The sequence below is a fragment of the Micromonospora sp. 4G55 genome, from assembly GCF_016803375.1.
The window spans coordinates 1-10,818 of sequence record NZ_JAEVHN010000178.1 but is presented as its reverse complement, the minus strand read 5'-3'; the positions used below and the strand labels follow the sequence as shown (position 1 = coordinate 10,818).

Genomic DNA, 10,818 nt, shown 5'->3' with positions numbered 1-10,818 from the left:
TCGTCTGCTCGTCGCCCACGTCGATGCGCGACTGCTTGCCCTGCACACCGTGCGGGATCAGCTTGCCCTTGCCGGGCTTGTCGGCCTGCACCACAGCCACCGCCTTGGCGTCCACCGCCGGGGCGGCGTGAGCCTCGGTGACCGGGCCGGCGAAGACGCCACCGGCGAAAGCCAGACCAGCAATACCCAGAACGCTCTTACGCAGAATGGTCGTGTTCATCAGAGTGGCTCCATTCGGGGGTTGGCGCCCAGGCTCGATGGGGGTCGAGCGGGCGCAAGCACCACGACGGCGCTCAAATTCAAAGGGGAAAGTCTTCACCCGGCAGGCTTCGCGAGCTCACGGCGCCGGGTCCATGTGTAACGACCGGCGGCCCACCATCAATCCCCGGGCCGGCCACGCGTTCGGGCCAGGCCAGCGGGGTGCTGCTGCGATCGTCCAGAGGGTGTAACGACCCCGGCCCGGCCACCATTCCGCCGCCAGGGTGCCGCCGGTCACGGGACGACCCGGCACTGGCTGGCCAGACCCGACATCCGGGGTGCGCCCAGCGGAGCAGGTAACCGGACATCCGGCACGCCGAGACCAACCGGAGCGCGACATCCGGGCAAGCCGATCAGGCCGGAACCGGACATCCCGACCCGGCGAGCCGACGAAGGGACAACCCCCGCCATGCCCGCGTACCCGGTCGGGGATGGCCGGGGTACGCGGGCCGCGTGGGACGGACGCGGTCAAGAGGTGCGGGCGCGGACCTTGGCGGCGCACTCGGCGACCACCGACCGGGCGTCCAGGCCGAGGCTCTCGATGGCGACCAGCGCGGTGAAGACCACGTCGGCGAGTTCGGCGGCAACGTCCTCGCGGGTGTGGGTGACCCCCTTGCGCGGATTCTGGCCGAGCACGCCGATCCAGGCGCCGGCCGCCTCGCCGGCCTCCTCGGTGAGCTTGAGGATGCGGCAGGTCAGCTCCGCCTGTCCGGTGCCGTTGGCGGCGTCCAGCCAGCCCCGCGAGGCCCGTACGGCGTTCCAGATCGACTCGTCCATCGGATCAGTGAACCGGACAGGGGTGACGATCCGTATCCGGGGACGGTCGGCGGGATGCCGCCGGCCCGGTGGTGGCGACGAGGCCGCCAGCTGGACCGGAAGGGACGTGCGGTGATGCCGGAGGCCGTCGAGTCGGTGTTCGCCAGTGTGGTCAGCCGGAACCCGGGCGAACCGGAGTTCCACCAGGCGGTACGGGAGGTGCTGGAGAGCATCGGCCCCGCCCTGGCCCGTCACCCCGAGTACGCGCGGGCGCGGATCATCGAGCGGATCTGCGAGCCGGAGCGGCAGGTCATCTTCCGGGTGCCGTGGGAGGACGACCACGGCCGGGTCCGGGTCAACCGGGGATTCCGGGTGGAGTTCAACAGCGCGCTCGGCCCGTTCAAGGGTGGCCTGCGCTTCCACCCGTCGGTCTACCTGGGGATCGTCAAGTTCCTCGGCTTCGAGCAGATCTTCAAGAACGCGCTGACCGGCCTGCCGATCGGCGGCGGCAAGGGCGGCGCGGACTTCGACCCGAAGGGTCGCTCGGACCGCGAGGTGATGCGCTTCTGTCAGAGCTTCATGACGGAGCTGTACCGGCACATCGGCGAGCAGACCGACGTGCCCGCCGGGGACATCGGGGTGAGCAGCCGGGAGATCGGCTACCTGTTCGGGCAGTACAAGCGGATCACCAACCGGTACGAGTCGGGGGTGCTGACCGGCAAGGGCCTGTCGTACGGGGGCGCGCAGGTGCGCACCGAGGCGACCGGGTACGGCGCGGTGTTCTTCGCCGCGGAGATGCTCGCGCAGAGCGGGGACAGCCTGGACGGCAAGCGGGTGGTCGTCTCCGGGTCGGGCAACGTGGCGACGTACGCGATCGAGAAGGTGCACCAGCTCGGCGGGACGGTGGTGGCCTGCTCCGACTCGGACGGCTACGTGCTGGACGAGAAGGGTATCGACCTGGAGCTGCTGCGGGAGTTGAAGGAGCAGCGCCGGGTCCGGCTGGACGACTACGTGCGGCACGTGCCGCACGCGGTGGCGGTCTCCGGCCGTACCGTCTGGGAGGTGCCCTGCGACCTGGCGCTGCCCTGCGCGACGCAGAACGAGATCGGCGGCGCGGAGGCCGCGGCGCTGGTCGCCGGCGGCTGCGTGGCGGTGGTCGAGGGGGCGAACATGCCGACCACCCCGGAGGCGGTGCGCATCCTCGGCCGGGCCGGGGTGCGGTTCGCCCCGGGCAAGGCGGCCAATGCCGGCGGCGTGGCGGTGAGCGCGCTGGAGATGCAGCAGAACGCCAGCCGGGACTCGTGGACGTTCGCCCAGTCGGAGCAGCGGTTGCGGGAGACCATGCGGGACATCCACGACCGCTGCTGGGCCACCGCCGAGGAGTACGGCCTGCCGGGCGACTACGTGGCCGGCGCCAACATCAACGGCTTCCGCCGGGTCGCCGAGGCAATGCTCGCGCACGGCCTGGTCTGAGCCGATCGCCCCGACCGGGCGGTCAGTCCACATCGGCTGACCGTTCGGTCAGGAGGGCATTGACAGCGTTCGACGGCGGGGCCTAGCTTCAGGGCGCTACCGGTCGGTAGGCACCGTCCCGCCTGGCCGCCCGCACACTGGGGCGGCACCGTCCCCGGGGGAGCATCGATGCTGTCCTCATCCACCCGACTCGTCCGCCGCCTGCTCGCCGCCGGCGCCACCCTCGCCCTGACTGTCGGGCTCGCCGGCGCGGCGCCCGCCGCCGCCGCCGACCGCGACGGCTCCCAGCCACTGCCCGGCTACACCATCAGCAACCCGCCGCTCGCGCCGCTCGACGTGCGGGGCACCCCGTCGACCGTCCGGCAGGGCGTGCACCGGCACGCCGGCTACCTCATCGAGATCCCGCCGGCGTGGAACGGCGAGCTGGTCATGTGGGCGCACGGCTACCGGGGCCAGACCACCGTGCTCTCCCCGGAGACCCCCAACTACGGCCTGCGGCAACGCCTGCTGGACCAGGGGTACGCCTGGGCGGCGTCGTCGTACACCACCAACGGCTTCGACATCCGCTCCGGCGTGGTCAGCACCCGGGAACTGGCCGACCTCTTCGCCGGCACCGTGCGACGGCCACACCGGACGTACCTGACCGGGGTGTCGATGGGCGGCTACATCATCGGCCGCTCGCTGGAGCAGTACCCCGGCTACTACGACGGGGCGCTGCCGATGTGCGGCGTGCTGGGCGACCACCAGCTGCTCGACTTCTTCCTCGACTACAACCTGGTCGCGCAGGCGCTCGCCGGGGTGCCCGCCTACCCCACGCCGGCGGACTACCTGACCAACGCGGTGCCGCGGATCCAGGTCGCGCTCGGTCTCGCCGGGCTCACCCCGACCGGGCCGGACACCACCAACGAGCGCGGCAAGCAGTTCCGGGAGATCGTCATCAACCGCTCCGGCGGCCCGCGTCCGGGCGCGGACCGGGCCTTCGCGGTCTGGAAGGACTTCCTCTTCGGGATCAGCACCACCAACGGCGGCGACTCCCCCGCCCAGCGGCCGGGGCAGCTCGCCACCAACCTGCTCACCCGCTACACGCCGAACACGCCGGTGGACGTCAACGCCGCCGTCCAGCGGGTCGCGCCGGAGAACGTCTGGCAGCGGCTCTCCCCCACGTTGACCGAGGTGCCGCGGATCGCCGGGCGGCCCACCGCCCCGGTGCTCAGCCTGCACGACCTGGGTGACCTGTTCGTGCCGTTCTCGATGGAGCAGGCGTACGCCCGCGACGCGGCGTGGCACGGCCGCAGCCGGCTGGTCGTGCAGCGGGCCATCCGGGCCAGCCAGCACTGCGAGTTCACCCCGGCCGAGGCCGGCGCCGCCTGGGACGACCTGGTGTCCTGGGTACGCACCGGCGCCCGCCCCGGCGGTGACGCGGTCGCCGACCCGAAGGCGGTCGCGGCGGCGGACTTCGGCTGCCGGTTCAGCGACCGGGCCGCGTACGCCGCCGGCGTGGGCACCCGTCGGCTCTACGCCGCGTGCCCCTGACCGGACCCGCAGACGCCGCTGGCCGGCACCCCGCTCGGGGGTGCCGGCCAGCGCGTCGTTCCGGTGCGGTCAGCTGTTCCAGTGCTCGGCGACCAGGTCGGCAGCCTGCCGCTCCCACTGCGCGTAGTGGAACGGGTAGGCCGAGACCTGCACGGTCTGGGCGGCCTCGGTCAGCGGCATGTCCTGCCAGCCGTCGACCTGCTTCAGGCCCTTGAGGAACGCCATCGTGCTGTACTCGGGGTCGGTGATCTGCTCAACGGTGCCCCAACCCGAGGACGGGCGCTGCTGGAACAGGCCCTGCGAGTCGTGGTCGTTGCGGTCACCCAGGTGACCCAGGTTCTCCAGCTTCGACTCCTGCAGCGACGTGGCGATCGCGACCACGGCGGCCCGCTCGTCCATGCCCGACTTCTTGGTCGCGGCGATGATCGCCTTGACGTTGTCGGTCTCCTCGTCGCCCAGGTCGATACGGGACTGCTCGCCCTGCACGCCGTGCGGGATCAGCTTGCTCTTGTCCGCGGCCGGCTTGTCCGCCCGCACCGCGACGGCGGCGGCCCGGGTGTCGACCGTGTCGGTGGTGCCGTGGTTCAGCGGACCGGCGGCGAGACCACCGGCGACGGCCAGACCAGCGATACCGAGAACGCTCTTACGCATCATCGTGTTCATGAAGTAGCTCCTTAGGGGGTTGGCGCCACGACTCGACGGGGGTCGAGCACGCGCGCAGGCACCACGACAGGGCGCTCAAAAAGATCACGGGGGAAAGTCGCTGCCCGGCAGGTCATCGCGAGCGGGGGGCTCGTGGCGCCGGGACCATGTGTAACGACCGGCGGCCCACCATCATTCCGGGGCCCGCATCCCGCGTCGGCCACATCATCGGCCCAGGCCAGCGGGGTTGCTGCTGCGGTCGTACGGAGGATGTAACGACGCCGGCCCCGCCACCATTCCGCCGCCGGGGTGCCGGCGGTCACGGGACGCCGCGCCCGGACACCCTGGATACCGGACGGCGGCCGCGGGCGGATCCGGACATCCCGCCCCTGACCGGACACCACGGCCGGCGACGACGAGGCCGCAGGGGACGCCCGTCCAGCCCGAACCCGCCCGGCAAGGGACAGGTCGGCTTACCTCTCGTGCCGCCCGTGACCGCCCGTGGCGACGTTCTGCGGGCCGCCGCCCGTCGTCGGCGATGCCGGGGAAAGCTCGGCGCCCACCGCCGCGGCCGGCGATCGGTCGTCGGGCGGCTGCGGCGGCGAGATCCAGGTGACCAGCACCACTGAGATGATCATGAGGAGGAACCACGACGCGAGCTTCGTCGCCGAGACCGGGTGCCAACCGCCCAACTGGCTGGGATACAGCCAGGCATGCGACCAGGTGGCGATGTTCTCCGCGAGCCAGATGAAGACGGCGACGAGGAAGAAGGCCAGCAGGAGCGGCATGCGCCACCGGAACCGGAAGATGCGGAACTGCATGACACAACGCCCGAACACCAGAGCGACGACGGCGACGAGCAGCCATCGCACGTCCCGGACGTAGTGGTTGGTGAAGAAGTTGGCATAGATTGCGGCGGCCACGACAGCCGTCACCCAGCGCCTCGGGTAGCGCACGAAACGCAGGTCGAACAGCCGGTTGACCCGGACCATGTAGGAGCCGACCGCGGCATACATGAAGCCGCTGAACAGCGGCACCGCGCCGAGCCGCAGGACGCCGTCGGGCGCGTAGGACCACGAGCCGATGTGCGTCTTGAACACCTCCATCGCCGTGCCGACGAGGTGGAACAGCACCACCACCCGCAGTTCCCGCAGGGTTTCCAGGCGTCCGGCCACCATCGCGATCTGGATGACGACCGCGGCGAGGGTCAGGGCGTCGTTGCGGGCGAGCGGCGCGTCCTGCGGGTACCACAGATGCACCGCGAAGATGACCGCCAGCATCGCCCCACCGAACACGCACGCCCAGGCCTGTTTGAGCCCGAAGACCGCGAACTCGGTCAGCCAGCCGGCCGGTCCGCGCCGGGGCAGCCGGGCCAGGATCGCGCGGAAGCGGACATCGATCGCGCGCTCGGCCGTGGTCAGGGTGGCCGGTCCGGAAGGGGTACGCATCGCCGCGACGCTATCGTGCCGGCGCAGCTCAGCCGGCACCGGCGGGGTGCGGCGGAGGCGTCAGGCCGGGCACGGTCGGCCAGAGTCGCGGCGAACCCGGTGGAGAAGGCACCCACCCCGCCACTACGGTGCGGGGATGCCGCTGCACCCCGACCCCGAAGCGTCCACCGGACACCTGCTGAGCACCGACGACGGCACACCGCTGGCCCGGCTGCCGGGCTGCGCGACGACGACGGTGAACGTGTAGCCGGGGAGGTGACACCGCTACCGGGAGCGGACGCGCGCATGCTCGCCGCCCAGGCCCGCCGGGACCTCGCCGGCGCGCGGCTGGAGACGCCGGACGACGCCCTGGCCGCCGCGCTGGTCGCCGGGGGCCTGACGCTGCGCCGGGCCGCCACGGACATGCGGCACGAGCTGACCGACGTACCGGAGCCGGTGCCGCTGCCCGCCGGCTGGTCCTGGGGCACCCGCCGGGTGGGGACGACGACCTGGCCGCGGGGCTGGCGGGCGGCGTACGGGCCGGACCACCCGGACGGGCCTTGGCAGCCGAGCGACACCGCCGAGGTGCGCGGGATGTTCGAGCGGGCCGAGCCGGTCCCACCGCTGCTGCCGGCCTCGGCGCGGGTGGTCGGTCCGGACGGGCGCAGCGCCGGTCACGTGCTCGCCGCCGGGCCGGTGCCGTGGACCGAGGACGTCTGCGCCTGGATCCTCAACCTGGGGGTGGCGCCGGCGGCGCAGCGTCGAGGGCTGGGACGGGCGCTGCTCGGCCACGCGTTGCACGGGGCGCGGGCGGCCGGGCTGCCCCGGGTGGGCCTGTCGGTGGCCGACGGCAATCCGGCCCGCCGGATGTACGACGAGGCCGGATTCCGCCCGGTGGCGCGGGTGCTCACCGTGGCACTGCCGGGCGACGACGGGTCGCCGGACGCGCTGCCCTGACCGGGCGCACCGGGGTACGCCCGTGGGCGCGCGGAACACGTGCGGGCGCCCGCCGGAATCCTCCGACGGGCGCCGTCCTCACTGTTCCGGGCCCTGCCGCGTGCGGGATCAGCGTGTCGACCCCATGCCGAAGCGGTTGCGCCGGCGCCACACCAGGCTGCCCAGCATCAGGACCGCCCCCGCGCCGACGAGACCGCCGCCGACCTTGAGCGGGGTGCCCATGCTGTCACCGGTGACGGGGAGCTGCTGGTGCCCGCCCTTCTTCCTCGGCAGCACCTTGAGGAAGGCGCTGAACTGGCAGCCGGCCGCGGTGAAGGTGTAATTGCCGATTTCGGTCGGCCGGAAGGACACGGTGAACTGGCCCGCCGCGTTGGTCTGCGCGGTGAGGTGCCCCGGGGCCGGCTGCGGGAAGGCCACCGCCGCCATCGCGACGGTGCTGCCGTCGCTGCGGCGGGCCGGCGCCTGACCGGGGATGGAGGCGGCGAGGGGCGTCAGGCTCACGTCGATGTCGACCGTCTGGTTGGGACCGAAGCCGGTGCCCCTGAGCACCACGGTCTCGCCGATCTTGATCGTGGTCCGGTGCACCTTCAAGCAGCCCGGCTTCGGCACGTAGTCGTCGGGCGGTGGCTGGGGCGCGCCAGGGGCCGGCTGCGGCTGCGCCGCCCCCGCCGCGGTCGCGCCAGCACGACGGCCAGGCCGGCCGTGAGCGCCATAATGATGCGGGATAGCCGCATGGTGGTCTCCTCCTACTGGTTGCAGCTTGGTGCGGATACAACTTGGGTGGTCCATGGGGTGGCTGTGGGGGTGAGCCAGAGCTCAGGGGTACCGGCGGTGTTCCTGCCGGTCAGCAGGTCGACGTCGAGCGTCCGGGTGGCCCCGGGCGGGACCTCGACGTTGGCGACGCCCACCTGCCGGCGCCGCTCGGTGCCGCTGCCCAGGGCAGCGTCCGCCCCGTCGATCCGGGCGCCCATCACGGCGCCGCCGGCGGGGCTGAAGACGTACACCAACGTGCGGATGGTGTACGGGTCGCCAGCCTTCCCGAGACCGAGCACCGACCTGGTCAGGCCGGACGTCGGCGCCGAGGAGTGCAGGCTGAACCGCAGGCGCAGCTGACGGCGCCCCTCCTCCTGGCACTCACCGACGGTCAGTTGCGCCGTCGGCTTCAGGTAGTAGCCGAGCTTCGCGCCGCTGCCGTCGTTGAGGAACACCCCCACGCTGGGCACCGTCTCGTGCTCGGGCAGGATCCCGCTCACCCGGCTGTCGCCGAAGATGCGCTGTTCTCCTGATCGGGCACTCCAGAACAATATCCTTCGTTCCGCTATAGAGCGGTCGAAAGCGGACAAAATAGCCTTTGGGTTGACTTTCGCGGCAAGAAAGGCGTCGAAGACGGCGGCGGCCGCCGCCGCGTAGTAGGCGTCCTGCTCCTTCAGGCTCATCGTGCGGTAGGTGTCCGAGAGCAGCGTGCGCACAACGGTGTCGGAGGCGAGCTTCGGGCCGCCCGACACCGTGACAGGGCCGGTCGCGGCGAGCAGGTACGACAGGGCCACCGGGTCCACCGCCAGCACACCGTCCACGGTGGTGCCGGTACGGCGCCGGACCATCTCCCGGTAGAGCTTCGCCGCGGTCGGGAAGTGCGGGGTCAGGTTGACGTCCGCCGGGTAGATCGCGGGCAGGTCGGTGTAGAGCTGACGGGTCTCGGCGGGCAGGGTGGCGACCGGCGGATCGAATCGCTCCAGGTCCACCGCGGCGCCCTGGGTGACCATCTCCACCCGGCCGTTGTCGGCGCGGATCACCGCGTACGCCCCGAACATGCCGCCCGTGGCGCGCAGCTCGGCCGGGTTCTGCGAGACGAGCAGGTAGGTACGGCGCCCGTCGGCGCCGAGCAGCGACGGAAGCACCCGGGCACCCTGGTCGGCCGCCCCGGTCAGACCGGCCAGTCGGTCGATCTCCGCCCGCAGGCCGGTCAGGGCCGTTCGTATTTGATCCACCAGGTCCGCGGTCGGCACTGCGTCGAGGCGGTTCCGGGTCTCCCGCACGACGGTGTTCACGTCGGCCAACTCGGTCGAGACCGCCCGCAGCCGACCCACGTCCAAGCGCCCCTCTTTCGGCACCAGGGTGGCGAGATCGGTCCCCACCAGCGTGGGGAAGGCCCGTCGGGCGAGGTCGTCGATGGCGACCGCGATCTGGCGTACCGCTCCCAGGTCGTCACCGGCGTACGGGGAGCGCTGCCCCAGCCACCAGCCCGGGTCGCCGGTGGCGTCGCGGGCCGCCCCGGCCTGCTCCTGCAGTGCGGCGAGCGTGCGCTGCGCCCGGACGGTGTCCCCGCCGACGATCTGCGCGCTGAGCTCACGGGCCAGACCGGCGGCGTTGAGCAGGTGCGCCCGCGCCTGCCAACCCCGGAACCCGACCCACCCGGCGCCCGTCAGGAGCAGGGACCCGACCACGAGTCCGGCGAGCGACGCTCGCCGGATCCGCGCCCTGGTCCGTCGTCGCAAGCGCCTCCGGCTGCGACGCGACACACCGCTCTCGGTCACACCACTCTCCACTCCGAAACGGACAAAATTACGATTCGTCAATTTTCTAGCACGAACCACGCAGTCGGCCTGGCGATTTCACCGCTTTGAGGGCGTAAAAGATGTCGTGCGAGGATCGTTCGGGTGATCACCTGCGGTGCCGCGCGACGGCCACCTGGTTCAGCATTTCCTCCACCCGGTCGACACCCGCCCGCAGCGACATCTCCCGCAGATACGTCTCCCGTCCCCGCCGCCCCATCTCGGAGCGAGCCGCGGACGGGATGGTCGAGGCGAGCCAGAACCGGTCGGCCAGCGTGGCCCAGTCCTCGGGCGGGCAGGACAGCCCCGCCCGGGCGCGCTCCACCAGCTCCACGGTGTCCCCGCCGGCGGAGGCGATCACCGGCGCCGCGCAGGCGAGCGCGGCCTGCAGCTTGCCGGGCACTGTGCCGCGCAGCTCGGGCAGGTCGCGGAGCATGACCAGCTGGTAGTCGGCGGCCGCGTACAGCTCAGGCATGTCCAGCGGCGACCGGCGCTCCACGAATCGGACGTTGTCCGCCCGCAGTTCGGCGGCGAGCCCCCGCACCCGCCGCTCCTCCGCGCCCGAGCCCACCAGCACCAGGTCCGTCCGACCGTCGAGCGCGCCGCCGCCCGGACCGCCGTCTCGAGCCCCTGCCGTACCCCGATCGTGCCGGCGTGCATGACCACGCACCGGCCGTCGCGCCGGACGAACCCCTGCGCGGCGCGGCTGGGTCGTACCGGCTGGAAGATCCGCTCGTCGGTCCAGTTGAGCACCACCCGCACCCGGGCGGGGTCGACGCTGTCGGCGAGCACCAGGTCCCGCATGGACGGCGCGGTGACCGCCAGGGCGTCCGCCTCGCGCAGCACCCGCCGCATGGTGGTGGCGAGCCGTCCCGGCCCGCGCTGCCGCTGCGCACCGTCACCGGCCACCTCCCCCTCCGGCCAGAGGTCCTGCACGTGTAGCACGGTGGGCACCTTGCCGAGCATCCGCATCAGCGCGGCGGTGGCGAACGTCGTCGCGGGCAGCTGGAAGACGTAGAGCACGTCGATGTCGGCCAGGTAGCGGCGCCCAACCATCGCCACGCTGCCGGCGAAGGAAAGGTGACTGGCCATCCGCGCGCCCGCCGAACCGTCGCCGCCGGACGTGTAGCACGGTGGGCACCTTGCCGAGCATCCGCATCAGCGCGGCGGTGGCGAACGTCGTCGCGGGCAGCTGGAAGACGTAGAGCACGTCGATGTCG

The 10,818-nt window shown here is 72.4% G+C and carries 8 protein-coding genes and 2 pseudogenes; 3 read left to right on the top strand and 7 right to left on the bottom strand.

Annotated features, from left to right (window positions below; translation table 11 throughout):
* Together JNW89_RS16530 and JNW89_RS16525 are read right to left on the bottom strand one after the other, a co-directional pair.
* Positions 1 to 220, bottom strand: a pseudogene (locus JNW89_RS16530) (hypothetical protein); the annotation flags it as partial.
* 506 nt (positions 221 to 726) lie between these two features.
* Positions 727 to 1,035 carry a MazG-like family protein gene (locus JNW89_RS16525; RefSeq protein WP_088961804.1) on the bottom strand — a complete coding sequence of 103 codons (309 nt, stop codon included), beginning with the start codon at positions 1,033 to 1,035 and terminating at the stop codon, positions 727 to 729.
* Positions 1,036 to 1,149: 114 nt separating this feature from the next.
* Between JNW89_RS16525 and gdhA the strand changes: the two genes are divergently transcribed.
* A complete protein-coding gene (gdhA, locus tag JNW89_RS16520; protein WP_238449595.1) occupies positions 1,150 to 2,487 on the top strand; it encodes an NADP-specific glutamate dehydrogenase in 1,338 nt (445 codons plus the stop codon).
* Positions 2,488 to 2,655: 168 nt separating this feature from the next.
* Positions 2,656 to 4,020 carry a hypothetical protein gene (locus JNW89_RS16515; protein ID WP_238449594.1) on the top strand — a complete coding sequence of 455 codons (1,365 nt, stop codon included), beginning with the start codon at positions 2,656 to 2,658 and terminating at the stop codon, positions 4,018 to 4,020.
* A 69-nt stretch (positions 4,021 to 4,089) separates the two neighbouring features.
* Here the strand turns inward: JNW89_RS16515 and JNW89_RS16510 are convergent, their stop codons facing one another.
* Positions 4,090 to 4,683 (bottom strand): hypothetical protein, encoded by a 594-nt coding sequence (locus JNW89_RS16510; protein WP_238449593.1) that lies wholly within the window; start codon positions 4,681 to 4,683, stop codon positions 4,090 to 4,092.
* Positions 4,684 to 5,135: 452 nt separating this feature from the next.
* Positions 5,136 to 6,110: a DUF817 domain-containing protein gene (locus tag JNW89_RS16505; protein ID WP_306344874.1), complete on the bottom strand. Its 975-nt coding sequence runs from the start codon at positions 6,108 to 6,110 to the stop codon at positions 5,136 to 5,138.
* A 285-nt stretch (positions 6,111 to 6,395) separates the two neighbouring features.
* Here JNW89_RS16505 and JNW89_RS16500 point away from each other — a divergent pair, with 285 nt between their 5' ends.
* Positions 6,396 to 7,046 carry a GNAT family N-acetyltransferase gene (locus JNW89_RS16500; protein ID WP_238449592.1) on the top strand — a complete coding sequence of 217 codons (651 nt, stop codon included), beginning with the start codon at positions 6,396 to 6,398 and terminating at the stop codon, positions 7,044 to 7,046.
* A 108-nt stretch (positions 7,047 to 7,154) separates the two neighbouring features.
* Here JNW89_RS16500 and JNW89_RS16495 read toward each other — a convergent pair whose 3' ends face one another.
* The 3 genes and pseudogenes from JNW89_RS16495 to JNW89_RS16485 all read right to left on the bottom strand — a co-directional run.
* A complete protein-coding gene (locus tag JNW89_RS16495; RefSeq protein WP_238449591.1) occupies positions 7,155 to 7,637 on the bottom strand; it encodes a hypothetical protein in 483 nt (160 codons plus the stop codon).
* Positions 7,638 to 7,792: 155 nt separating this feature from the next.
* A complete protein-coding gene (locus JNW89_RS16490) occupies positions 7,793 to 9,490 on the bottom strand; it encodes a DUF4012 domain-containing protein (protein ID WP_238449590.1) in 1,698 nt (565 codons plus the stop codon).
* Positions 9,491 to 9,707: 217 nt separating this feature from the next.
* Positions 9,708 to 10,747 (bottom strand): annotated as a pseudogene (locus JNW89_RS16485) (glycosyltransferase family 4 protein); the annotation flags it as partial.
* Positions 10,748 to 10,818: the final 71 nt, after the last annotated feature.

What these genes read in the sequence shown, in the direction of transcription:
- JNW89_RS16515 (WP_238449594.1), top strand. Translation starts at nt 2,656, where the DNA reads ATGCTGTCCTCATCCACCCGACTCGTCCGCCGCCTGCTCGCCGCCGGC.
- gdhA (WP_238449595.1), top strand. Translation starts at nt 1,150, where the DNA reads ATGCCGGAGGCCGTCGAGTCGGTGTTCGCCAGTGTGGTCAGCCGGAAC.
- JNW89_RS16525 (WP_088961804.1), bottom strand. Translation starts at nt 1,035, where the DNA reads ATGGACGAGTCGATCTGGAACGCCGTACGGGCCTCGCGGGGCTGGCTG.
- JNW89_RS16500 (WP_238449592.1), top strand. Translation starts at nt 6,396, where the DNA reads ATGCTCGCCGCCCAGGCCCGCCGGGACCTCGCCGGCGCGCGGCTGGAG.
- JNW89_RS16505 (WP_306344874.1), bottom strand. Translation starts at nt 6,110, where the DNA reads ATGCGTACCCCTTCCGGACCGGCCACCCTGACCACGGCCGAGCGCGCG.
- JNW89_RS16510 (WP_238449593.1), bottom strand. Translation starts at nt 4,683, where the DNA reads ATGAACACGATGATGCGTAAGAGCGTTCTCGGTATCGCTGGTCTGGCC.